Source organism: Mycobacterium sp. JS623 (assembly GCF_000328565.1).
In the GTDB taxonomy this organism is placed as follows: domain Bacteria; phylum Actinomycetota; class Actinomycetes; order Mycobacteriales; family Mycobacteriaceae; genus Mycobacterium.
The window spans coordinates 1839657-1864366 of record NC_019966.1 but is presented as its reverse complement, the minus strand read 5'-3'; the positions used below and the strand labels follow the sequence as shown (position 1 = coordinate 1864366).

The window sequence follows — 24710 nt, the reverse complement described above, 5'->3', positions numbered from 1 at the left end:
GACGTGGGACATCGTGGAAAGCTAATCCGCTGAGCACGTCGGGAATCACAACGTCCCAAAGGTAATGGCCTGCCAGTCGGCGGGATATAGCCTGCGGGGCTAGACGGACGGGTCAACCTCGGCCGGCGGGGACATATGACCCTGTCCTGCTGCCAGTTCCTCCAGCGTTCCCCACGCCCGGGCTGCCAGTTCGAGATTGAATCGGGCCTCGGGGTCGTTGATGTCGATCCCGAGCAAATCCCGGATACGGGACAGCCGGTACTTCAGTGTGCTGCGGTGGATGTACAGTGCCGCCGTGGTCGTGTCGTAGTGGCCACCGCACTGCAAATAGCCTGCCAGCGTGGCTACCATTTGCGACCCCTTCGCTGCGTCGTAATCGAGTAGGGGGCCCAGCCATTGGCGTACGAAGCTTTCAATGGATTGCTGATTCTCAACTTCGGCAAGGATGCGGTAGACGCCGAGTTCGTCGTAGAAAATGACGCCGGCGGCGGTGGCTGTGCCGCTTCTCCTTTGCATCTTCAGTGCGAGTTGAGCCTCGTGGTAGGACCGGGGAAAGTCCTCCGGACGGTCGCACCACCCTCCGACGCCGACGCGAAAATTGTCGTCGCCGACGGAGGTGCTGATTGCTGACAGGAACTTCTCTCGATCCACTTCGGCGTCGGAGAGAATGACCACCGTGCTGGCGCGGGCGACAATCAGTGAACCCAGTTGAGCATTGCGCGCTGCGCGGCGGACAGCATGGAAGAACTTGTCCATGTCAGCAGTGCGGCCCTGTGGCTCAACGATCAGTACACGGTGGCATCGGCCAAGATCGTGACCTAGCGCTTCGGCGCGTGCCAGCGCGCTCTCGTCTCCGGTGCCGAGGAGCAGCTCTTCGACCAGGTCGCGACGTAGACGCAGCTCGGCCTCCGCGAGGCTACGTAGGCGTGCCAACTCCATTGCCAGCACTGTGGTTCCGTGCTCGAGAGCAACCTGGGCCTGATCTCCGGCAACAGCTTGTGGGTCAATCAGGGACAGGACACCCATGATGTCCACGCGCGGGTTGGCCACCGCGGACAGCCGACCGCCCTGACGAATCGGTTCTCCGGCCTGCACGCAGCGTTGCAGCATGGCCTCTCGCGTCGCAGGGTCGTCTTTTGGATAGGGGTCCGGGCAGTCGGGGCCAGCCCACGCTCGCAAGTTCCCGAAGCGGTCCTCGATGGCCACGGGAAGCCCGGTCAGCTCGTGCAGCGCGGTGGCAATGCCTTCTTCGCCTTGGCCCTTCGTTGCGATCTCGGTGAAGCGGGCGTGGATGTTGGCGGCGTATTCCAGGGCCGTCACACTTTCGGCCAGAGCCACATTGCTGCGCCGTAGGGCCTCAGTACTGGCCTGTTCTTTGCGATGAAGGCGGGCGTTGGCTAGCGCAACGCCGGTCTGCTGCGCCAGAACACGGATAAGGAACTGTTCGCCGGTGGACGGCTCCGCCTCCGCAGCGACAACGAAGTATCCAATGTGCGCCTCTAGGCCGCGAAGCGGCAATGCCACACACCATGAGTATCTCGTGAAGTTGAGCACGCCACCGGATGGGCCAAGGGCCTTGAGCTGAGGCTCGAGCTCGATGCGCTCCAACGAGACATCGTGGGGGTCAAGAGGATTCTGCCAGCCACGGTCGTTTAGATGAATTCCGACAAATGGACATCGGTAGAACGAGGGAACAGATGTGATGCTGAGTTGGATGATCTTGTTTTCGTCGCCACTCTGGGTCATCAACAACGAAAGCATCAGCAATCCCTGGAGATTCGAGATCTGCTCGCGCAGCTCGATATAGCTCTCCGTTGAGACATCCTCTTGCGCTACGGCCACGCGCCACGACCTAGCGAGAAGCAAGATATTCGGCGTGGTCGAGATAGTACGGATTCTCCAGCACAATCCCGCCCAAGATCACCTTTGGGTGTGTCTTGAGAACTTCGACCAACATTTCACCGCTGAATCGGCCGAGCTCATAGAGGCAGACAATAACGGCTGGATACTTCTTGAGGAAGTCGTTGAGCTCGAACTCGTAGGTCACCAGATTCTCCACACCAGGCATCGTCTCCAGGGCCCATGTCATCTCGCCAGCACCCCGGGCGAAGGTGTATCCGTCCTCCATCGCCTGACTTATCGCCGAGTCCCAGTACTCCAACATCCGATCCGCGGAGAAACCGCCACCTTTGAGGTACGTGTCGCCACTACGGTCGACGGCCAGTTGATCACTGTTGTGTGAGTGACATCGAACCGAGTCCAGCTCGCCGTCGGGCGCTGTGGCGTCCGAGACGATGCAAATGCACTTGTCGCCGGCATCCAAGCCCTCCCGCAGGTAGGGAATCAAGATTTCATTGCGCTCCGCGGCGCCCGGGTAGAAAGCGCACACGTGATCCCCGGGCGCCAGGGAAACCCCCATGACGCCAACAGTCGCCGTATCGGTGGTCAGCATGATGTCGCACCTCCTGTGCCCTCCCTACGTCACACGACGTATACGAATGAGACGCTAGTCACAAACCGGCGCCCGCGATAGTCCGTCCAGGACCAAATTCGCGGCCGATACATGTCCACCCGGGACTAACAGGCCTCCGATGATGGTTGTCGGTACTTCTGGCTGTCGCTGAAGGGGCTCCGCGCTGACGTGCTGATCCGTCGGAGGCCCCGCCGAGATGGAAACGGACCAGCCCATCGGGTGTGTCACTGGAACCGTTCATCGACGGCGTCGGCGAATTCGACCTTGCCTGGGATCGCCTTCGCGTCGGTGAACGCGTCCGCGAGTTGCTGCTCCGAGGCGATCACCGCCTCGGTGATCGGGATCGGCCTTTTGATCGAGCGGGTCAACATCAGCTTCGACGCGTCAGCACTGATCTGGGTGAGCTCGGCGTAGTTCGCCGACCACGCGTCGGTGTTCTGCTCGGACCAGGCCGTGGCGTCGGCGAAGCGCCGCAGGAAGTCCTTGATCGCGGCGACCCTGCCGCGGTCGTCGAGCATATCGGCCGAGGCGACCCAGAAGTTGAACCCGTTGGACGCCTGCTCAGCGGTGGCGATCACTTTGGCGCCGACCTCCTGCTCGGCGATCGCCGTGTAAGGGTCCCACGTCGCCCACGCCTGCACGTCGCCGCGAGTGAGCGCAGAGTAGCCGTCGCCGGGTTGCAGGTAGACCGGTGCGATGTCGCTCATCGTCAGGCCGGCCCGCTTCAGGTTCAGCAAAAGGTTCGCGTTGGCCGAAGTGCCCTTGGCCACCGCAACCCGCTTGCCCTTCAGGTCCGCAACGGAGGTGAGGGTGGAATCCTTGCCCACAAGGATCGCGTCGCCCTTCGCCGTCGCCGACAGCGCGCCGACGATCTTGATGTTCGCCTTCGCGGCCAGACCGAAGATGGGCGGCGTATTGCCGACCTGGCCGAGGTCAATCCCGCCGGCACTAGCGGCCTCGACGACCGTAGGTCCCGACGTGAAATTGGAGAAGTCGATCTTGTAGGGCAGGTTGTCCAGCTCGCCGGCGGCGCGCATCAACGGCTCGAGAGCGACCCCTTTCTGATCGCCGATCTTCAACGTCACCGACCCGAGATCGACCGGCGTATCGGGCTTCGGCGAGTCGGCGCTGCCGCACGCAGCGAGCGCGAGTGAGGCAGCAGCGACTAGTGCGATCACGGCGGTGCGAGTACGTTTCACGGTTCCCCTCCTGTGGTGCTATTGCTCGACACCAAGGAGTTCAAGCAGATGCGCCGCGTACGGGGCGCTTTGGGGTGCGGCGTGCCGTCGCGGACGGTCGAGCCGGACCTTGACTTCGTGTGCGATGAGGCCCTTGTCGAGGACAAGGACGCGGTCAGCGAGCGTCACTGCTTCGGCGACATCGTGGGTCACGAGCAGCACGCCGAAGCCGTGCTCGTCGAACAGCCGAAGCAACAAATCCTGCATGGCGATCCGGGTCACCGCGTCGAGCGCGGCGAACGGCTCGTCGAGCAAGAGCAGGACGGGCTCGGCGATGAGTGCGCGCGCGAGTGCGGCGCGCTGCGCTTCTCCGCCGGAGAGCGTGAGCGGCCAGACGTCGGCGCGACCACCGAGGCCGACCTCGTCGAGCACCGCCCGCGCCCGGTGACTACCGTCGCGGCGCTGACGTGGATCGGGCAGACCAAGGGCGACGTTGCGTACGACGGAAAGCCAAGGGACGAGCCGGGACTCCTGGAACGCGACGGCGAACCGGTCGTCGACCTCAACGGTGCCGCAGTGCGCGTCGGACAGCCCGGCCAGCACCCGCAGCAGCGTCGACTTGCCCGAGCCGCTGCGCCCGACGAGCGCCACGATCTCGCCGTGGCGGATGTCGAGGTCGACGCCCTTGAGGACGATCCGGTCACCAAACTGCTTGCCCAGTCCCGAGATTCGCGCGACTGTCCGCGTCACCGCCGCGGTCACGACCGGTTCCAGCGCAGCGCGCGGCGTTCGACCGCGCGCACGATCGAGTCGGTGAGCAGGCCGAACGCGCCGTAGACGAACAGGCCGAAAATCACGATGTCGGTACGGAGAAACTCGCGCGCGTTGTTCACGATGAACCCCAGCCCGGCACTGGCGTTGACCTGCTCGGCCACGATCAGCGACAGCCATGCGATGCCGAGGCTTTGGCGCAGGCCGACCAGGATCTGCGGTAGCGCGCCGGGAATCACGATGTCGCGCAGCCGTTCCCACCGCGTCAGCTGCAGGACCTCGGACAGCTCGAGCAGCTTGCCGTCAAGTTGCCTGATGCCGGCGTAGGTGTTCAGGTACAAAGGGAAGGCGACGCCCAGCGCGATGAGGAACACTTTCGGCTGCTCGTCGACGCCGAACCAGATGATGAAGACCGGGATCAGGCCGAACAGCGGCAGTGTCCGCAGCATCTGCATCGGCGGGTCGACGATGTACTCGCCGAGCATGCTGGTCGCGGCGAGAACGCCGAGCACGACCGCGACCGTCGCGCCGAGCGTGAACCCGATCAGGACGCGCTGCCCGGACACCAGCAGCGCGCCGATGAGATCCCCGCTGCGGTACACCTCAAGCCCTGCCCGGTAGATCACCGGCGGCGCGGGCAACACCCGCACGGACAGCAGTCCGGTGGAACTCGTGACCAGCCAGGCGATCAGCAGGGCGAGCGGGGCGAGCGCACGCAGGAATCCCGGCCGGCGGTAGAACCGGACGGACGGATCCAGCGACCAGACGCCCGCCAAGGGTCGAGCGCTCGCCTTTCGTCCGATGGCGACTGTCACGTCTCTCCTGTCGGTCCAGCGATAGCCACCGCGGTATCCGCGCCGCGGCGCTGAAATCGTCGGCGTGCCGAGGATGCGGTTGTACGCATAATCACGTGTCCTTAAGGCGGCCGTCCCTTCGACGGCGTGGGGTGATGCCTTCTGTGCCGAAACGTTCGAGTCCGATCGCGCGCACCCGCTTGCGGTCGGCCATTTTTTTGGCCATGGCGGACGAGCACCTCGAACCGATCGCAAGCACGTCGCAGCGGCCAATCCTGCTCGACGACAAGCGCGCCGGCTGCAGACCCCCGACCGGATTCACACGACGCCCTACTGTGAACTACTTGGACCGTCCCGCGGTCCTCGCCGTGCTCGACTCGTTGCCATCACTGTGCGGTCATACCCCCGTCCGCTGTGACAATGGAACCTGTCATAAACCCCGAGTCGTCGCTAGACAGGAATAGTGCGACGGCGGCGATATCCTCGGGGGTGCCGAGGCGCCCGATTGGGTACTTGGCGACGGTCTTGGCCAGACCGGCGTCAAGGTCTCCGCCGCCGCGGGCGCGAAGCATCGGTTCCATCAGCGGGGTGAACACGGTGCCTGGGCAGATTGCGTTGACACGGATGCCCTTGGGGGCGCAGTCGATGGCCATCGACCGGGTCAGCGAGACGACGGCACCCTTGGCCGCGCAATAGGCGGCGAAGTTGGGCACTGCGACTAGCGCCGCAACCGAGCCCTGGTTGACGATCGAGCCCCCGCCGGTGGCTTCCATATGTGGAATGACGGCGCGCGACAATAGGTAGGTGCCCTTAGCGTTGACGTTGAAGCAGCGGTCCCAATCGCCCTCCTCCGCGACGTCGATACTGCCGGTGCTGTCGACGCCGGCATTGTTGTACAGCACGTTGATGGCACCCAGTTGTGCTACGGCCTCCTCGACCGCAGCGGCGACGTCTGCGGCGACGGACACGTTGGCGACTACCGCGATGGCGGTTCCGCCTGTCGAGGCGACGATGTCTGCGGTCTCCTTCGCCGCGTCCGCATTCAAATCCAGAACCGCGACTTTTGCGCCCTCGGCAGCGAACTGTTGGGCGGCGGCACGTCCGATCCCCGAACCGGCTCCCGATATCAGGGCAACCTTTCCCTGCAAACGACCTGTCATGTCCTGACTCCTTAAATTGTGAACCTGAGTTGCTAACTGCGCGTCCGGCTTTCTCCGATGTCGCGCGGTCATGCGGGGCGCCTCACACTGGCCGCCTGGGCGGCCAGCAGAATTGGCTCGTACACCGGCGCGTACGGCGGCGCGTACGACAAGTCGGCGCCCAGCAACGCGTCGATATCAAACCCTGCTTGCAGGGCGATCGCTGCGACGTCAATCCGTTTCGCTACGCCGTCTCCGGCACCGATCATTTGTGCACCGAGCAGCCGGCCGTCGGGTCGATGAATCAGCCGAACGGTGACCGGGTCGGTCCCCGGGTAGTACTTCGCCCGCGTTTTTCCGACTGCTTGCGTCGCTATCGCTGGGATGCCTTCTGCTTCGGCTTCGGCGAGGGTCAGCCCGGTGCGTGCCACGGCGAGGTCGAAGACCTTGACCACGGCCGTACCGACGATGCCGGGGAAGGCTGCGTCGCCCCCGGCTGCGTTGGTGCCGGCCACCCGTCCGGTCTTGTTGGCGGCAGGGCCCAACGGGACGAAAGCGGGGCGGTTGAGGATGAGGTGATGGGGCGCAATGCAATCGCCCGCCGCGTATACCGAGGGCAGCGAGGTCCGCATGTGTTCGTCGACCACCAGTGCCTGGGCGGGCCCACAGGCTGCGCCTGCCTGCGAGGCCACCGATGAGCCGGCGCGGACTCCGACTGCGGCGACCATGAGGTCCACCTCGATAGCGCCACCGTTGGTGGTGATGTGCAGGTGTGAGCCGTTGTCATGCGCCGACTCGACCCGACAGCCCAATCGGACTTCCACTCCATGCCGCACGAGTTCGGCATGGACCAGCTCGCCAACAGGTGCATCGAAGTTGGGTAGGACCATCGGCAAAGCTTCGGCGACAATGACTTCGACTCCGCGCGCCGCGAGCGCCTCGGCCGTCTCCAACCCGATGTAGCCACCTCCGACGATGAGTGCACGCTTCACCCGGCGGTCATCGAGAAGTCGGTGAAGGCGCGTCGCGTCATCGAGTCGACGTACGGTGAAAATGCGGTCGCTGTCCACCGCAAGCGGCGGCGGGATGATCGGAGTTCCGCCGGTGGCGACTACAAGACTGTCGTAGGTCAGCTGGTAGGTGCGGCCGTCCTGCCGCACGTCCAACACTTTGCGTTCGGCATCCAGCCGCGTTGCCTCGGTGTTGAACTTCACGTGGATGCGACGCTTGTCTCGAAAGAACTCGGGACTGTAGGCAAACAAGTCGTCAGAGTCGGTGATGACGTCGGCCAGGTAGTAGGGCAATCCACACAGGCCGTAGGCGGCGTGAGCACCTGCCTCCACGACCACGATGTCGAGCTGCGCGTTCACGCGGCGGGCCGCGGAGGCTGCCGACATTCCGGCAGCTCCACCGCCGATCACGATGAGTCGTTTATTCACCTGGTGTCCTCCCTGACACCACAGACCGTAGGCGCCCGCAGCACTGTCTCTCCATGTCCGTGCGGGCTCAACTCGGCCTGATTGTTGGTACATCGGGGACAAAGACGCGGTGTGCCAGTGAATCTAGCCTGAGTGTTGAGCGCCCCATCGACACTCCCTGCGGAAGGACACAGCTGTGTGGGACAGCCCCTGCTTTCTCGATTTGCCTGCGCGGCAGAGCAAACCGCGCAAGACGGGCATCACGCATGTCCTGGACACCGGTGTGCCGACCGCAACGTTAGAAGCCGTGTTGGCCGAAACCGGCCACCTCATCGACATCCTGAAGATCGGCTGGGGCACCGCCTACATCGACCCAGGAATCAAATCCCGCGTCGCGCTGTGTCATACCCATGGGGTCATCAGTTGCCTTGGAGGAACCTTGCTCGAGCTCTGCGAAGCGCAGGGCAGAATTGAAGAGCTTCGCTTGTGGGCCAACGATATTGGCATCGACGCGGTCGAGATCTCCAACGGCATGCAGAGGATCAGTCCCGACCGAAAGGCCTCTCTGGTGGCGCAGTTCGCCGAAGAGTTCACCGTGCTCGCAGAGACCGGAGCTAAGGACAGCCGGGTACCGGTGATCCCAGACCAGTGGATCTCAGAGATGCTCGCCGACCTGGACGCTGGTGCCGCATACGTCATCGCCGAGGGAAGGGAGTCGGGAACGGTCGGGCTCTACCACACCGACGGCTCAGTCAGAACAGACCTCCTCGATTCAATCGCGGAGCTAAACACCGGCCGGGTGATATTCGAATCCCCACGCAAGGCGCAACAGAGCCAGCTGGTGCGGCGATTCGGCGCCGATGTGAACATCGGCAACGTCGCCATCAGCGACATCCTGGCGTTGGAGACGCTGCGCCTGGGTTTACGCGCGGATACCGCGCCACAATTCGACATATTGCGCCACCGATGATCGATCCGCCCGTCTCCAACGACACCACGCGCCCCTACCGGGGGTTGTCGGTGCAAGAAGTCGACATCGAACTGACGGAATCAGGCATATCCCGCTACCTGATGGGGCGAGAGGTCTACCGGCGGACGTCGTATCTGGTGCTTCAAAACAATGGCCTGGCGGCGCTCGTCGCTGTGCGGCAGGAATCGACGGTGCCGTTGTTCTCACCGGTGATTGAACTTCGCGTGTTGGCACTGCCTGAGCGCGTCGCGTTCGTCGACTCGCCCGGCACCGATGTCGGCAACGCCACGGCGCTGGCCCAGGCGGCCGCCGCGCACCGCCGTGCGGGCATTCTCGCCTACGTTGTGCGCGGGTGCTACGAACACATCAACTTCATTTGGGATCCCCACCCGATACCAGTCCACGTTATCGAAGTGGTGCCACCATGGCCGCCGAAGCTCTTCGCGATGGCTCAGCAGGCGATCGCCTTCGATGAGGATCTCCCGCCCATCGAATTGGTGCTCGATGTCGTCGACATCTCCGACATTGCACAACAGAACCCCGCACCGAACTACCTGCTGCCATGTCGAGGAGCCGGCACCGAGGTCGACGGGGGCGTCTCCTACCTCGATACCAGACCAGCAGACCGGTTGGACTGGTTGATGATCGGATGCGAACGATCGCTGGAATTCCACCGCCACTTCTATGGCAATGAACCGCGCCGCATTGACATCTGTCCCCGCCGCCGGGCACGTGGACCGGCCGAGCTGACACTCGCGAAATGCTGCCTGATCGAACGAGGGCTGGAGTTAGAACCAAAGGTGGCCGTGGTGCCCTGGGGGTCGAATCTAGACGAAGTCCGCAGTGCGCTGCGGTATCTGACTGCTGTCACCGACGTGCGTGCCCCTCAGCTCGGGAGGCGGGATGAGCACCAGCCTGTTTGATTCGGTCCTCTATCGGCACCTGTGGGGCACCGACGAGGTTCGTGCGCTGCTCAACGAAACCCTCAAGCTTCAGGCATGGCTGGACATCATCGCAACCTTGGCCGAAGCACAGGCCGAGGTGGGAATTGTTCCTCAAGACTGCGCGCAGCTGATCCGCGAACACGCCGACGTATCGTTGCTCGATATCGACGAAGTGGCACACCAGACCCGTGCCACGGGGCACTCGACGCTGGGCCTCATCCGCTGTCTGCAGCAGGTTCTTCCTGAGCGCGCCCGCGAGTGGGTGTACTTCGGCGCGACCGTTCAGGACATCACCGACACCTGGTTCGCGACGGTCATGCGCAGTATCAGTGACGTCGTGGAGCGCGATTTGAGCAGCCTCGAGGCAGAGGCGTTGCGACTGGCCGAACAGCACCGTGACACGATCATGTGCGGTCGCACTCATGGACAGCCGGGCCTGCCCATCACGTTCGGATTCAAGGCCGCAGTGTGGGCGTCTGAGCTCGGTCGGCACCGAGACCGTCTGCGCGAGGGGCGTATCCGCTGGGAGGTCGTCCAACTCGGCGGGGCCCTGGGCACTATGGAGTTCTGGGGCGACTCCGCACTGCCGCTTCTGCAGGCGTTTGCACAACGTATGAGGTTGTCGGTGCCCGACATTCCGTGGCTTACTGCGCGGGACAGCATCGCCGAGTTCGTCACCGTCCTGGCGATGGTGTCGGCCACCATCGGCAAGATCGGGCAAGAGATCTATCAGCTTCAGCGGCCCGAAATCGGTGAGGTGCACGAACCGCGAACCCCCGGCGTCGTGGGCAGCATCACGATGCCGCATAAGATGAACCCGGAGATCTCCGAGCACCTTGTGACGCTCTCACGGCTGGTCAGGGCGAATGCCTCCACCGCGCTGGAATGCATCCTCAGCGAACACGAGCGTGACGGCAGGTCATGGAAATCCGAGTGGGTAGTGCTACCGGAGGCATGCCAACTCACCTGTGTTGCACTGAAATTGGGAATCGACCTGCTGCGGGGGCTCCACGTCAATGCCGAGCGCATGAAGCACAATGTGATCGCCAGGGGCGGATACGTCTTGTCGGCGCCCGCTCTGCGGTTGCTGGCGGACATGGTGGGCAAGCACACCGCCCAGCAAATGATCTACGACGCGACAATGAAGGGGCAGCGCGACCAGTGCACGCTGATCGATGCGCTCCTGTCCGATGACCGGGTGAGCAGACACCTCAGCGCAGAGGATCTGGCGACGGTCACCGAAGCCCACAGTGCCCTTGGACTGGCGCCAAATTTTGTTGACCGGGTTGTCGGTGCCGCGGCATTAGACCAGCGGAAGAAGGCCGATGACAACTGATCTGAGCACCACTACCATGCCACCGCTGGCACGAGTTTGCCTAATGCGCGGGCCCACTCCGCTGCATTCAGCACCGCGACTGTCCGAAGAACTCGGCGTTGAGGTGTGGTTCAAACGCGACGACATGACCGGTATTGGTCTGGGCGGCAATAAAATTCGAGGCCTGGAGTATCTGCTCGCCGATGCGCTCGCACAGGGATGCGACTCATTGGTGACCGGGGCCGGGCCCCAATCCAACTGGGCGATGCTCGCCGCGTTGACCGCACGGCAAATGGGGATCGAACCCTACCTGGTGTACTACGGCGCAGCGACATCTGCCACCGGCAATCTGCTGCTCTGCGATCTGGTCGACGCGCACCGTTACTTCACGGGTTGTCCCGACCGGACTTCTGTCGATCACGAGATCGAACGAATCTGCAGTCAACTCACCGCTGCGGGAAGACGCCCCTACGCGATTCCCCGCGGGGGCGCCACTAGCCACGGAGCGGCCGGATACGTGCGCGCCGGCCTGGAGTTGGATCGACAGTGCCAGGCGGTCGGCATCGCTCCGACACAGCTGTGGCTTGCCACCGGCTCGTGCGCAACGCACGCAGGTCTTCTGACCGCAGCGTGTTGGCTGGGCTGGAGGACCCAGATCATCGGTGTCACTGTCAGCCGACCGCGCGAGGAGTGCACCGCACGCATTGAGGAGATGTCCGCGGCGGCCGCCGATCTCCTGCGCATCCCGGTGAACAGTGTTCCCCGAGTGTGGGTGGTGGACGGCTACATCGGGCCCGGCTACGGAATCGCATCTCCGGCTGGGCAAGCGGCCATGTCCCTGGTCGCGCGAACCGAGGGGATATTCCTGGACCCGATTTTCGGCGCCAAGGCGATGGCGGCACTGATCGAAGCCGCACGCGGCGGCCGCGTCACAGGGCCGGTGATATTCCTCGTCACCGGCGGAGCGCCAACGCTATTCGCCTCGACAACGGCGGTCACTGTATGACGACGCCCGCGCCAGTCGGGTACCTCGGCGCCGACGGTGCGATCAACAGCGGTCCGGCAAGCGAGCTGGTGGAGGCTGGCTATCAACTCGAGATATGCGACGCGCCGATCCTGCATCGCGGGCTCGGCCTCGCCGACCTGGCCCATCTTCTGACTCTGCACGCACAGGGGGTGCTACCCACCAACCATGCGCTGCCGCTTATCCGTGAAGTACTCGACGTACTGACCATGAAACCCGACGATTTCCCCTACGATCCCGTCTACGGCGATGCCTACAACAGCCGTGAACGCGAGTTCGAGCGCCGCCTGGGCCACGTCGCGGGCTGGCTTCACACCGGCAGGACCCGGCGCGAAGCCGGACGGATCGCGTTCCGCCTTGCCCTGCGCGACATGATCGTGGACCTGCACGATGCGATGGGCCGGTTCATCACAGCCGTCATCGAACAAGCCCGCCGCAATTGCGCCACGCTATGGGCCGACAGCACATATCTACAGCCCGCGCAACCATCAACATTCGGGCACTACCTCGCAAGCTTCGGTGAGCAGGCCGCGCGCCAACTCGACAAACTCCAGTACGACTTCGAATGGGCCGACCGATCCCCCGCGGGTGTGGGCGGCGTCGGAGGCGGCTGGATACCGCTGGACCGCGCGGTTCTCGCCCGCAGGCTCGGCTTCAGCACCGTGGGTGCGCACACCCGCGACATCATGTGGGCCACTGACGGGCTCGCTGATGTCGCAGTGACGGCGGTTCAATGTGCGACTACCGCCGATCGGCTGGCTGAGGACTTCGAGATCTTTGCCAGCCCGAACTTCGACTACATCACACTTCATGCTTCCCTGTGCCGCGCCTCAGTTCTGCTGCCCCAGAAGCGAAACCCGTACGCGCTTGCCGTCATTCGATCGGGAGCCGGGACACTGATCGGACGGGCCACCGGACTCCTAATCTCACAACGCACGCCCTCGGCCCGCACGGACAACTGGTTACACGCATACGGTGAAGTGACCTCCGCCATGGGGCTGGCCACTCAGGTCGTCGCGCTCGGCGCCGAGGTGGTGGCCACCCTCGAAGTCAACGTCGAGCGACTGGCCGCCGAAGCGAACAAGAATTTCACCGGCGCAACCGATCTGGCCGAAGCACTTGTCCTCGCACACCAGGTTGACTACCGCCGGGCCTACCGCGCCGTCGGCCGCGCGATCACGGCCGCCGCGCAACGCGGCGACGACTCGGTCAGCGTCTCTGATGTGGCAGCCGCAGCATCCGAGGTCTTCGGCTTTCCCGTGACCCCCAGTGCCGAACTAGAGAAACTCGTATGCGACCCCACACACGCTGTCTTGCGCCGGGTCGTGCAGGGTGGAAGCTCACCCGCGCTGGTACTGGAGCACATTGAAGGCTTAGAACGCCGCCTTGCGGTCGCGGCACGCTGGCGTGAAGAACAACGTCGATTGGCTCGCGACGCAGAACGACGCCTCATCGAGGAGGCCGAATCGCTCGTCTACGGACACTAAAGCAACCTCGCCGCGCACAGCGAGGATTGATCTCGCGCAGGTGCGCCCGTGAACGCTTCGCAGCAAGAGAGTGAAGACCAGGCCAGGGCGAAACAGGACAAACCGATTCTTCTTCTTGGTCCTACCGAGACAATGCCATGCAGCTCAATGGGTTCTAGGTTGGTGAACATCCTAGACGAAAACACATTGATCGGATGGCCAGCACCGGTTCCTCTTCTAAACGCTTCACCGCAGCACGGTTGCCCCATCCGTGGAAGGTGTTGGTGTAGGCCACTTTGTCGCTGAGCCTGCCCCCGGCGTCGACGGGGCTCGCCAGTTGAAAGGAATGCGCCGTTGCGCCCGGACCTGCTGCCTTTCACACAATCACATGAGGAGCCTGAATATATGGACGCCAGAGATCCGAACAACGGATCTGACTTGACACACAAGGGAATTGAGGCTGCGAATCCGCCTGTCGACGGCGGCGACACTGCAGAACATGGCTGGCCGCTGGCGGCGGGACAACAGTGGGTTCTCATTGACAAAATGGCCAATGACAGCATGAATGCGCTCCGGAGTTTGGCCGCTGTGTACCGTGCCACCACCCTCAACTCCGGGCCGATCTAGATGGAGACCGGCCAACGTGCCACCGGCGGGGCCGGCGAGGCACCCCCGCCCGCAGGCCCTGCGGGCCGCCGCGGTGCCCCAGCAGCCAAACACACCCGGCTAACGTTGCCCCAACGCGACGGGACTCCCGGACGCGGGCGGCCGCTTTGCGTCAAAGGCGACGTGGCGCTGAAGGCCGACCCGCCGACATCCCTGGGCCGGTACGAGTGGGCCATGGTGGAGTTCATCCGACGCTGGTACCGCTTCGGCGGCGGATCAGCCCGCGACATCTTTGAACAATTCGGGCTGGGCGAGCAGGAGTTCTTCACCAGAGTGCTCGATCTCGTCCAGGCTGTCGCACCAGCAGAGGCGCTAGGTTTACCCGCGATGGCGCACAACGACATTCGCAAAGTCTGCCGGTGGCGCCTGCACATCCTCGCCCCGTCCACGAACCGTTCGACGTCGGCCAAGACCGACAATCGACGCCCTGCCGACGAGCGTCTCGCTCCCCCGCAACAGTGCCGCCGTCCAGCTCAGACGTGAGGGCCGTGACAATCGCCCAAGTAGCCGAGTACGCCCACATGAGCCGCGCGGACGTCGAGGCACTCGCGGTTGAATTAGACGCGATACGCCGAGACATCGAGGATTCACGCGGCTCGCGGGACAGGACCTATATCACACGAACGATCGCTCTTCAGCGATGCCTCGAGGTGGCAGCACGGCTCACCATCTGCAGGAGCAAGAGCAACGCCGGATGGGTCATCGGCACGACAGCATTAGCGATGGCCAAGTGCATCGAGAACATGGAAATCGGACACAACATTTCCCACGGTCAATGGGATTGGATGAACGACCCGGAGATCCACTCCACCACTTGGGAATGGGACCTGGTGGGTCCCTCGTCGCACTGGCGGTACTCCCACAATTACCGCCACCACATGTTTACCAATGTCGTTGGGATGGACGACGACCTCGGGTACGGCGTTCTGCGGGTGACCACGGATCAACCGTGGAAGCCAACCTCGTTGCTTCAGCCGTTCGCCGCGGTGCTATTGGCAGCCGTCTTCGAATGGGGTATCGCGCTGCACGGTCTCTATGCACAGCAGAACCGCACGGCGAGCCCCGAAAAGCGATCGACTCACACCCGGGCGATGGTCCGCAAGATGCTACGCCAGACGGTTAAGGACTATGCCCTCTTTCCGATGCTCAGCCCGCAACGACGGCTCCGCACGCTTACGGCGAACATGGCCGCCAACGTGATACGGAATGTGTGGGCGTATGCGGTAATAGTCTGCGGGCACTTCCCGGACGGTGCACAGAAATTCGCTCCCCAAGCTTTAGTGGGCGAAACCAAGCCAGAATGGTATCTGCGGCAAATGTTGGGAACCGCGAACTTTGACGCCGGGCCACTACTGGCGTTCATGACCGGAAACCTCTGCTACCAAATCGAACATCACCTCTATCCCGATCTGCCAAGTAATCGCTACGCGGAGATCTCCCAACGCGTCCAAGCACTCTGCTCAACCTATGACTTGCCCTACACCACCGGTCCGCTGCTGCGCCAGCACCTGCGCACGGTGCGCACAATCTGCAAACTGGCCCTTCCGGACCGGGCGCCCACCGCCACGTCTTATTCAGCAGATCGAAAAGCGAGCAGACCCGGCGGTCCCCGAAGGAGACCGCTCGTGCGGCAGCGCGCATGAGTGGTCAGACGGAACCAACAACGGCTACGGGCCGCCGTTCTACACGCATTTCGTCCTAACCTCGCGTCCTTGCGCACTTTACGAATACCCCGGGCGCGCCGGTAAAGCCGCGCACATGCACGCATGAACCGACTCAACAATCACTTCACGCGACGATAAGCTCAGTGAGCCGAATCGCCGTCATCGGACGCAATCCACGATCATCGTGACCACGCTTCCCATTCTCGATCTGGGCGATGCGGACACCGATCCGGCATCGTTTAGGACAGCACTGCGCGAAGCCGCGCCCCGCGACGGCTTTTCTATCTGACCAGTCACGGTGTGCCCGAGGGCCAGGCTGTCGACGTGCTGCGACTGGCCCCGCAGTTCTTCGCGCTGCCCGCAGCGACCAAGAAAGAGATCAACCAACTGAACAGCCCGCAGTTCCGGGGCTATTCGAGGCTCGGCGGTGAGCTGACCAATGGCAAGGTCGGCCGGAGAGAGCAGATCGACAACGAACCCGAGCGCGACGTGATCTTCGGTGCACAGGGCTATTGGCGGCTGCAGGGCCCCAATCTGTGGCCGTCGGCCCTGCCAGCACTGCGGAAAGCCTTCGGGCAGTGCAGCGCCGCGCCGCGCTGTTGCACGTCGGGTTGCGGCTGCTGCGTCACTCGGCGGCCTCGCTGGGCGCCGCGGAGGTCGAGTCGCCGGCTACGCTGATTAAGGTCATCCGCTACCCAGGTACCACTGACACCGTGCAAGGTATTGGCGCGCACAAGGATTCGGGTGTGCTCACGTTACAGCTGGCGGAACCGGGATCGGCGGGGCTGCAGGTCCAGGTATCGCCTGAGTACTGCATCGACGTGCCTCCGGTCGACGGTACGTTCATCGTCAACATCCGGGAGTTGCTGGAGGTCGCGACGAACGGATACCTACGGGCCACCCGGCATCGCGTGCTGGCGCCCTCACCTGGCGCCGACCGCCTGTCGATCCCGCTCTTCCTCAACCCCGCCCTGGACGTCACGGTGCCCATAATCACGCTACCGCCCGACTTGTCAGCGCAGTCGTGCGGCATCGAGGCCGATCCGAACACCCCGATTTACAACACATACGGGAAGAACGCGTGGAAGTCGCGCATCCGCGCACACCCCGACGTGGCCGAGCGGCCCCATGGCATCGCACCCACGGCTACGGCGAGCCTCTACTTGATGGGCTGGGAGCGTCCTGCTGCGAGACGCATACGTTCACCGCGTTGCATATGCTCGCAACGGCGCTCGCAGCACGCAGAAGACCAGGACACCCCGAGTTTATTCCCACGCGACGACACCCCGAGGCGGCTACCTGCCCGGCTCCGGTGTCCGATTCCTGAAGGGCCAGCCGCTGGCCGGCAACTGTCGCTCACCTCGTATGCGTTGCGGCACTTCGTGATGACCGGCCGATGTTGGTTGTCTTCACCGCAATCACCGCCGCATGATTGACGTGTGGACGTCGAGGTGCGATACGTGCGGAGTTGCCCGAACGTGACCGTCACACGGGAGCGCCTGGCTGTGGCCCTCGACGCGGTCGGTCATTCCGACACGGATGTACGGCTGCGGCTGGTCCGAACGGCGGAGGAGGCTCAGGAACTCGGTTTCCTCGGATCGCCGACCGTACTGGTCGACGGTACTGATCTTTTCGCGAGGACAGACGCGACTGTTGGCTTGTCCTGTCGACTTTACCGCCACGGCGCTGCGATATCCGGATCGCCAAGTGTCGAGCAAATATTGGATGCCTTAACAGCGCGGCTTCGAAAGGGCTAAGGGACGCAGCGCGATCAGATCGCGCTCCCCCCGAGACCGGAGCGGGCCGGATCCAGTTCCACCGACTGTCGCCTTCACACAGACCGACACCCAGTCGACTATGACGGCTGTGGCGCCAAGACCTCACCGCAGTTCGGCGTCGTGGGTAGCCCATTGAATCTGTCGGCGACCCACTGCATGGAGCGTTCTCCGTCGACGAAGTAGGGCAGCAGGGTGTTGATGGACGCTTTGTTCAAGAAGGGAGGTTCCTCGTTGGTCCACAACTGGGCGTCGCCACCTTTGGCGCACCAGTCGCTTGCCAGATTCTGTGACGCTTGGTAAGGGTTGAATGTGTCATAGCGGTTCGCCGAAATATACGCCGGTGCAACGGGCTTGAGCGTCCCTAGGTTCTGCGCGGCCAGCAGACCCTTGACCGGGTCAGTGCCGAACAGTGTCGCCGGGTCGACGTTGAAATACCCGGTGTTGTCGGGAAAGTAGAGATGCCGGAAGCCGAAATCCGCCACCGACTGCACCAGGCAGATCTCACTTGACCACTGCACGAAGTGCGTACCCCGAGGGGTCAGCGTGCCCATAAGCAGGTCCTGTGTTTCCGGGTAGGAGTTCACGATGCCGTTGAGGACATAGCCGAGGGCTCCAACGAGTAGGTTGCCGTCGAGGAACGGCGGCATCAAGGACAGATTAGCCATAGGTGTGTTCAATGCGGCGCCGACGATGTTCAGTTCCGGCGCATAGGTCGACGCCAGTTCAAGGGCCGACCCCGCCGCCTGCCCGCCCGATAACCAGCCCCAAAACGCGACGGGGCCGTGGGGATCCAGCGATGTGCCCGGTAGCTGCATGGCGGCACGCGCGGCGTCGAGAAGCCCTGTTCCCGCGGCGATGCGGTTCATGAATTGGGGGCCGCCCGGTATGTGTGTACCCATACCGATGCCGTCGGCTACGACGATGCCGAATCCGCGGGCGACCATCGTGGCGAGGAAGGTTTCCTCGTAGTTGAACGTGAGGTCAAAGCCTTGGGAGAAGTGGATGCCCTGATCCATCAGCCGCGAAGGGGCACACTGCTCGCCAATGCCATAGGGACCCGGCGCGTAGGCGATCATGGGGCGCGGTCCTTTGCCCGGCCACGGGTTGTTCGGTTCGAGGTACATGCCGGTGGCAGCCACCGGGTTTCCCTTCGCGTCGGTGCTGTGGTACATGATCCGCGTTCCCGTGGCGGCCCAGCTGCCAAGCTGGCCCGAGGGCTCATACACCAACCGCGCCGGCTCAGAACGGATCAGGTCGCCAGGCTTGCCGGGGGGCAGTGGATCCGGGGGTGTGTAGAACGCGAGGTACTTGGTCTCATCGGCCCGCGCAGGCGGTGCCACGTCAACGGTGAATGAAGTTGCCGCGATGGCGCATACCACCGTTAGCAGTCCGGTGAATACTCGTGTGTATGCCGTTGTGCCGGTTTGCGATCGGGACCGATTTCGCCATGGTGTAGATCCGAGGGTCTGCGGGCGACACCGCTTTGTATGGGCAGCTTTGCTCATGAATCGTCCTTTTCGCTTCGAAACGTGGTGGGGAAATTGGTTGCACTGCAAGCCGTCTCATTGCGCCAGCTGAATGGTGGGCGGCGCAAAGTGCGCTCGGTGCCGGTCACACGATGTGTATTGGCTCTCACCGGCATTCTCATCGCTGACCGCAACTACGTGGGCTAGCGGCCGTGCTTCGCCCAGAACGAGGAGAAGAGCTCTTCTTCGGTGACCGCTGGTCGCTGAATTGGTCTCGACACCCACGTCAAGTTCACGAAGTGCCGGGCGTTGACATTCTCCGTGGTGATATTTCCTCCCCACGTCCCGCAGCTGAGGCTCAAGGTGAACGGCAGTCCGTTGCGTGGGCTGCCGGCGCCTTCGTTGAGATTCTGGTTGACCATCACGCGCGCCGTCTTAGTCCGCATCGCGAGTTCGTTGATGTGATCTTCGTTGGCCGAGTGGATACCGCAGGTGTGACCGAGGCCTTGGTACTCGGTGATTGCGTTGACGAGATCAACCGCGGATTTGATGCCGCCCTTGTATTTGTAGACCGTCAGGACTACCGAGAGCTTCTCGCCCGAAAACGGGTAGTCGGGTCCGGTTCCAGTCTCCTCAACGAGGAGAAACGTGCGATCCGCGCCGATCGTGAATCCGCTGATCTCGGCGATATGGGTGGCAGATTTGGCGATAACGTCAGGTGTTGGAATATGCCCACCGTCGGGCCACATCCGATGCTGCAGCGCCCTCTTCTCGGTAGCCGTGCAAACATGGCCCCCCTTGTCGACGAGCCTGGCTATCAATGCGTCGTAGGCAGATTCCTCGACGACGATAGCGTTATCGGCCAGGCAGCTGGTCGCATAGTCGAATGTCTTCGCCGCCGCAATCGCCGCGGCTGCATCGTCGAGGTCCGCAGTTTCATCGACGACGTGAACCGAATTGCCCACTCCGACACCGTAAGCCGGCGTCCCGGAACTGTACGCGGCCTTCACCATTCCAGCGCCACCTGTCGCGACGATCAAGTCAGCCTGGCGCATTAGCTCCTGTGTCTTGGTAATCGACGGCTTGTCGAGAACCTGGATTAGGTCAGCCGGAGCGCCCACCTGTTCGCACGCTTTTCGCATCGTTTCAACAACATTGATGGTTGTCTTCACAGTGCGCGGATGCGGTGCAACGACGATGGCGTTGCGGCCCTTCAGCGCCATCAATGCCTTTAGCGGAGGTGTCGCGTCCGGACCGGTGGTGGGGATCAACGCGGCGATCACGCCTACAGGTTTGGCGATCTTGACCAGCCCGCGGTCGTGATCTTCCTCCACGATGCCCACGGTCTTGACCGTTCGCATGTCGGCCAGCACACCCAGAACTCGCTTGTTTATCTTGGTGACTTTGTCGTCGTAGTTGCCGAAGCCGCCCTCGTCGACCGCCAGTTGGGCCAATGACGTGGTGCGTGCAGGGCGGGCCACTGCCCAGGCGACGGCGGTGCACAACTCGTCCACTTGCTCTTGGGTGTAGCTTTCGATCGCCCTCTGCGCGTCGCGCGCGCGGGCGACGATCGCTGAAACCTCGTCGACGGCAGGACTGACTGTCAGTGTGTCGGTCATGCCGTTAGCGTGTCGTATACGAAGCGTTAGCGGATCGACCGCACAGGACGAACAGTGACGGTCGATTTAGACCCAAGCGGGCACCTGCTGATTGAACGTGCCCATTCATACGGGGGCCAACCGTTGGCAATGAGTGGCACGTGGGTTCATGGCTTCACACGTCCAAGAACGGAGCGACACGGGCTTTCACCACGTGAAGGTGCGCGGTGAGCGGCGCGAGCGCGCATGTGAACGACACACCGCCGGCGTTGTCCCCAAAGCAGGCACTGGACGTCGCAATTGTAGGAAAGGCCAGGCTGGGGTCGGCGAGTCCGGCAGCAGACCACGCTGGCAACCGATTTCGTCACTGTGGCCGAACTCGCAGAGGATATTTCAGTCGGGACGCGAGATCCGCCCGGAAAGACTCTGTGGGACGGCTGAACCTTTCCGCGACACCGTCGGCAGATGCCCGACACGCGGATCTGTTTACCCCGAGGCGGCGCCCAACCGGCGCCGCAGCCGCCACCGACCCTCGTGATCAGCTGTCGTCGAACCCAAATCGTCAGGCGCACAACGTCATTTACCGTCACATATCTGGGCCGCAGAGGGCTGGGTAGCCGGCGGAGCATGGACGGAATATGCTAATCGACCACTTGGCGGACGGACATGAATCCTGTTGCACCTCACAAGTGGTGAGCTTCAAGGCTAGTCGACTCGTTCCAGGCAGCGCGCATGCCTCATTGTGTTTGGGCTCGCCAGTATCGCCGTTATGACCTCATTGGGTTGGGGACTATGTCCTGGATGCGAACTACCCCTCGCCCCGGGCTAATCGCACCAGGTGGTGAAGTTGTCGCCGTCGGGCTTGCCCTTGATTCGGGTACCAGTCAGTGGGCAGAAAGTCCGAGATGCATTGCAGTCGTTCAGTTTCGAATGCACGACGACTCTGCGTCAGATGTAACTCGGTAGGATCCGGTGGAACGAGTAGTGATCCCCGGGATCGTACGAATCACTGAGGCGATTCACCGTTCGCATCTACTCTTGTATTCGGTGACCTCATAGTCGTCGAACTCCCGATTCGAGACGTCGCGCTCGATGGAGTTAGCGGTAAACGTCTCGGTGGTTGGTTTGGTGATCGCATAGAAATCCGCTTCCTCGTAGATACAGTCGAAGTACCAATCGAGGACTCGACGATTGTCGTCGAAGAAGACGCCTCGGGATCGCAGATCGAGGCCAAGTCGACACCTGAGAGGGCGTCGACCCGTGGCTCGACCCAGTGCAGCTGGAAAATCGAGGCTGCTGCCGTACCGGTTGGTGTACCGCACCAAGGCTCCCTTGACGATGACGATGAACTCATTTGGCTCTTCGGTGCCGTACACCCCGCGGCCTCCGGGCTCTTTGTCCGCGTCGTCTGAAAACTGACCCCGTGTCGACGCCCAAAGTAGTCGAGACAACATGACCGCTGTCTTGCTGCAACGTCGTCCGACGAAAGTGCCCAAGAGATGGCACTTTCACGGAGTGATGTGGCTGCGACAAAAGATGATGGACTCAAGGCGGTGATGCCGACATACCCGGCGCAGGCACGGCCGCCGTCGTCTGCAGCCCACTGGGGTGGCGGGAGTTGTGCGGGCGTGTTGCAGGCTGGCGGTGGCTTGATGTGCGCAAATTGCAGTCCTGTCACCCGACGCAGCTGCCGGTCATAAACGTGACTGGAGTCGCTCCGGCTAGACCATCGGTGTCCACTCAGATGACCTAGCGCGGCAGGGCAGTGGAGTCGCCCCCGAATCGCCCTGCTGCGATCGGCTCCAGGACGGTAGGCCTAACCGGCAATCGCCGACGCGATGGCGGCGGCAGTTGCTGCGGCCGCCTTCGCAGTCGCTACCGCGGCGCGTGCGGTCGCTTCGGCTGCGGCCCAAGCGGTCTTGGCCGCAGCTTCGGCGGCCAACCGCGCGGCTCGGGCCGCAGCTTCGGCGGCGACCCGCAGCGGCGGATCAATCGCGCTGCTACCCCGGCTTGCCGTCGACTCCCAGTTTCCCCTGCTCATTCGGCGGCTGGCCCCACCGGTGCAGCGGAACGTCACCGCCGCGGTGCGGAGAAGCTCAGCGTCCAGCGCTTCGGTGAATCTGACTCTGGAAACGCTGCGCGAACCATGGCGCGTACTCGACAGGATTGGGCGCTCGTTGCCTCACCCCCGCGATGAAGGCCGCAGACTCGGTACCGGGTTGTGCGCGCGCCGGCCCGATCGCACCGCGACGGGCGGCTGCGGGCGATTGTCCCTGCTGCCAAACCACATACGGTAGTGATGCCGACTCGCGTCGGTTAGCGCAAAACACGCGCGTAGCGTCGGCCACCGATAGTCCGACATCAGATCGTCTTGACTCAGATGATCCGGTGCCATACGATTTTGTGCATGTCACCGCTTCCTGCGCCTTCCTACTGGACCAAGCCCCTTCCTGAGGCCAACCCGCCTCAGGAGATGAGCATTTACCAACTTCCCACCGGTACCTACGAAACCCGGGCGGCCTTCGCCGTCGCGGGCGGAAAGTTCCGCGACAAGCGCCAGTTCGCCGCGACGGCGATCCTGGTGCAGCACCCCAGGGGCGACCTCCTGATCGACGCAGGCTTTGGCTCGGATGTCGATGCGCACCTTGCGCTTATCCCGCGGGTCCAGCGGGCTCCGCACCACGCGACCGCGACGGTGAGTGCGCAGTTCGACGCCAGCGGCTATGACCGTGATCGGCTACTGGGCGTGCTGGTGACCCACACGCACTGGGACCACGTCGGCGGCCTGGACGAGCTGCAAGCGCCCATCTGGATCAACCCGGGCGAACTGCAGTACGCGGACCAACATCAGGGCGCGAAGGTCTTCCGCACCGTGTCTGCGGGCCACGACATCCACAAGTACGAGTTCAACGGTCCGCCCTATCTCGGTTTCCCGTCGAGCTTCGACGTCTACGGCGACGGGTCAGTGGTGATCGCCCTTGCGGGGGGGCACACGACCGGCTCCGTGGTCGTCTTCGTCACGGTGCCCTCCGGTAAGCGCTACGCCTTCATCGGCGATTTGACCTGGCAGCTCGACGGCATCACGCGGCGTGTTGAACGGCCATGGCTGATGCGTAAAGTCGCCGACACAGATCCCGAGACGGTGCGAGAGGGCCTGCTCAAGGTGATCGCTCTGAACGACCTCATGCAGATCGTCCCGTCCCACGACTGCGACGCCTACGCCGGGATTCCGCAGCTACCTGTCCGGCCTAAAGCTGTCGTGACCCCGTAGATGAGCGGGCGGCCGCTGTGAAGGGTCGGGCGCGTTTCGACAACGCTGACCGTGCCCTCACGGCTCACCCGCCGACGTCCGGCCTACCCCAGGTGTCGGTCCCTAGACATCAGGTGATGTGTATCAATGTAAGGATGACAGGAGAGGGAACCTACGGTCCGTCGGTCAACAATGAGCAAGAAACATAGGGTTCTCCCATGCAGAGTCGAACATCAGCGACCCAGGCTCCGCCGGGTAGGGCAGAGCCCAAGCCGATAAGCGTCAGCCCGTCGGTCGACTCGGAAATCACCTGGCTTCTGCATCGAGCGGCTCAGCGGATGCATAGCGCAACCGGCGAAGTAGCAGAGCAGCACGGACTTCAGCTGCGCGATTACATTGTGCTCAGCGCCCTCGCCATGACCCCGAACCTCACCCAAGGCGAACTGGGGAAGGCGCTCGGTTTGGACAAGACGACCCTGATGAGTCAGTTGGACCGACTCGAGCGCATGGGCCTTGTCGTGCGCCGCAGCGATCCGCGCGACCGTCGCACCCGTATTCCGGAGATCACCCAGGCGGGAAACGCGTTGCGGGAGAAGGTCGCCAGCGCCTGCTCCAGTGTGGAGGCCGCCGTCTTGAGCACCTTCAGCCAGAACCAGGTACAAGTCTTGCGCCGCATGCTCTTCGACATCATCGGCGACAGCGAGGATCCGGGATCGTGCCTGTGACCCACGGCGAAGCCCGCCGCACTCGCTCGAAGTAGGGCTGAAGTCGTTGCTCGATAGCGCCGCGTCGTTCG

Annotated in this window: 21 protein-coding genes and 1 pseudogene; 11 read left to right on the top strand and 11 right to left on the bottom strand. The window is 63.2% G+C overall.

Annotated elements, in window-relative coordinates:
• Positions 1 to 99: 99 nt before the first annotated feature.
• The 7 genes from MYCSM_RS09045 to MYCSM_RS09010 form a co-directional block, all read right to left on the bottom strand.
• Positions 100 to 1842: a PucR family transcriptional regulator gene (locus MYCSM_RS09045; protein ID WP_015305844.1), complete on the bottom strand. Its 1743-nt coding sequence runs from the start codon at positions 1840 to 1842 to the stop codon at positions 100 to 102.
• Positions 1843 to 1852: 10 nt separating this feature from the next.
• Positions 1853 to 2452 carry an MEDS domain-containing protein gene (locus MYCSM_RS09040; protein WP_015305843.1) on the bottom strand — a complete coding sequence of 200 codons (600 nt, stop codon included), beginning with the start codon at positions 2450 to 2452 and terminating at the stop codon, positions 1853 to 1855.
• A 245-nt stretch (positions 2453 to 2697) separates the two neighbouring features.
• Positions 2698 to 3672: an ABC transporter substrate-binding protein gene (locus MYCSM_RS09035; protein WP_015305842.1), complete on the bottom strand. Its 975-nt coding sequence runs from the start codon at positions 3670 to 3672 to the stop codon at positions 2698 to 2700.
• An 18-nt stretch (positions 3673 to 3690) separates the two neighbouring features.
• Positions 3691 to 4413 (bottom strand): ABC transporter ATP-binding protein, encoded by a 723-nt coding sequence (locus MYCSM_RS09030; protein WP_015305841.1) that lies wholly within the window; start codon positions 4411 to 4413, stop codon positions 3691 to 3693.
• Positions 4410 to 5237 carry an ABC transporter permease gene (locus MYCSM_RS09025; protein ID WP_015305840.1) on the bottom strand — a complete coding sequence of 276 codons (828 nt, stop codon included), beginning with the start codon at positions 5235 to 5237 and terminating at the stop codon, positions 4410 to 4412. The genes MYCSM_RS09030 and MYCSM_RS09025 overlap by 4 nt, the downstream gene beginning before the upstream one ends.
• 365 nt (positions 5238 to 5602) lie before the next feature.
• Positions 5603 to 6376: an SDR family NAD(P)-dependent oxidoreductase gene (locus tag MYCSM_RS09015; protein ID WP_015305838.1), complete on the bottom strand. Its 774-nt coding sequence runs from the start codon at positions 6374 to 6376 to the stop codon at positions 5603 to 5605.
• A gap of 68 nt (positions 6377 to 6444) precedes the next feature.
• Complete coding sequence (locus MYCSM_RS09010; protein WP_015305837.1) at positions 6445 to 7794, bottom strand: FAD-dependent oxidoreductase; 1350 nt, start codon at positions 7792 to 7794, stop codon at positions 6445 to 6447.
• A 175-nt stretch (positions 7795 to 7969) separates the two neighbouring features.
• Between MYCSM_RS09010 and MYCSM_RS09005 the strand changes: the two genes are divergently transcribed.
• From MYCSM_RS09005 to MYCSM_RS08965, 9 genes and pseudogenes are all read left to right on the top strand, one after another.
• Complete coding sequence (locus tag MYCSM_RS09005; protein WP_015305836.1) at positions 7970 to 8743, top strand: phosphosulfolactate synthase; 774 nt, start codon at positions 7970 to 7972, stop codon at positions 8741 to 8743.
• On the top strand, positions 8740 to 9666 hold the full coding sequence (locus MYCSM_RS09000; protein WP_015305835.1) for a DUF7714 family protein: 927 nt from the start codon (positions 8740 to 8742) through the stop codon (positions 9664 to 9666). Before MYCSM_RS09005 ends, MYCSM_RS09000 begins: the two co-directional genes overlap by 4 nt.
• Positions 9647 to 11023, top strand: coding sequence for a class-II fumarase/aspartase family protein (locus tag MYCSM_RS08995; RefSeq protein WP_015305834.1), 1377 nt, complete (start codon positions 9647 to 9649; stop codon positions 11021 to 11023). Before MYCSM_RS09000 ends, MYCSM_RS08995 begins: the two co-directional genes overlap by 20 nt.
• Positions 11024 to 11039: 16 nt before the next feature.
• Entirely contained in the window at positions 11040 to 12008 is a 969-nt protein-coding gene (locus MYCSM_RS08990; protein ID WP_041313613.1) for a pyridoxal-phosphate dependent enzyme, read from the top strand.
• Positions 12005 to 13513, top strand: coding sequence for a lyase family protein (locus MYCSM_RS08985; protein WP_015305832.1), 1509 nt, complete (start codon positions 12005 to 12007; stop codon positions 13511 to 13513). Before MYCSM_RS08990 ends, MYCSM_RS08985 begins: the two co-directional genes overlap by 4 nt.
• Before the next feature lie 333 nt (positions 13514 to 13846).
• The gene (locus MYCSM_RS08980; RefSeq protein ID WP_232425748.1) at positions 13847 to 14119 is read left to right on the top strand and encodes a hypothetical protein; all 273 of its coding nucleotides are present in this window, start codon (positions 13847 to 13849) and stop codon (positions 14117 to 14119) included.
• Positions 14120 to 14641 carry a hypothetical protein gene (locus MYCSM_RS08975; protein ID WP_015305830.1) on the top strand — a complete coding sequence of 174 codons (522 nt, stop codon included), beginning with the start codon at positions 14120 to 14122 and terminating at the stop codon, positions 14639 to 14641.
• A 5-nt stretch (positions 14642 to 14646) separates the two neighbouring features.
• Positions 14647 to 15801, top strand: a complete 1155-nt coding sequence (locus tag MYCSM_RS08970; protein WP_041313607.1) for a fatty acid desaturase family protein — start codon at positions 14647 to 14649, stop codon at positions 15799 to 15801.
• A gap of 202 nt (positions 15802 to 16003) precedes the next feature.
• A pseudogene (locus MYCSM_RS08965) lies at positions 16004 to 16961 on the top strand (isopenicillin N synthase family dioxygenase); the annotation flags it as partial.
• Between the two features lie 716 nt (positions 16962 to 17677).
• Here the strand turns inward: MYCSM_RS08965 and MYCSM_RS08955 are convergent.
• The 4 genes from MYCSM_RS08955 to MYCSM_RS08940 all read right to left on the bottom strand — a co-directional run bounded on the left by MYCSM_RS08955 (position 17678) and on the right by MYCSM_RS08940 (position 22705).
• Positions 17678 to 19105, bottom strand: coding sequence for a lipase family protein (locus tag MYCSM_RS08955; RefSeq protein ID WP_015305828.1), 1428 nt, complete (start codon positions 19103 to 19105; stop codon positions 17678 to 17680).
• A 164-nt stretch (positions 19106 to 19269) separates the two neighbouring features.
• The gene (locus MYCSM_RS08950; protein ID WP_015305827.1) at positions 19270 to 20685 is read right to left on the bottom strand and encodes an aldehyde dehydrogenase family protein; all 1416 of its coding nucleotides are present in this window, start codon (positions 20683 to 20685) and stop codon (positions 19270 to 19272) included.
• Positions 20686 to 21683: 998 nt separating this feature from the next.
• Positions 21684 to 22118, bottom strand: coding sequence for a hypothetical protein (locus MYCSM_RS08945; protein ID WP_157681307.1), 435 nt, complete (start codon positions 22116 to 22118; stop codon positions 21684 to 21686).
• Positions 22119 to 22480: 362 nt separating this feature from the next.
• Positions 22481 to 22705, bottom strand: coding sequence for a hypothetical protein (locus MYCSM_RS08940; protein ID WP_041311629.1), 225 nt, complete (start codon positions 22703 to 22705; stop codon positions 22481 to 22483).
• Positions 22706 to 23071: 366 nt separating this feature from the next.
• Between MYCSM_RS08940 and MYCSM_RS08935 the strand changes: the two genes are divergently transcribed.
• Together MYCSM_RS08935 and MYCSM_RS08930 are read left to right on the top strand one after the other, a co-directional pair.
• Positions 23072 to 23935 carry an MBL fold metallo-hydrolase gene (locus MYCSM_RS08935; RefSeq protein WP_041311626.1) on the top strand — a complete coding sequence of 288 codons (864 nt, stop codon included), beginning with the start codon at positions 23072 to 23074 and terminating at the stop codon, positions 23933 to 23935.
• A 197-nt stretch (positions 23936 to 24132) separates the two neighbouring features.
• Positions 24133 to 24639, top strand: a complete 507-nt coding sequence (locus MYCSM_RS08930) for a MarR family winged helix-turn-helix transcriptional regulator (RefSeq protein WP_015305824.1) — start codon at positions 24133 to 24135, stop codon at positions 24637 to 24639.
• Positions 24640 to 24710: the final 71 nt, after the last annotated feature.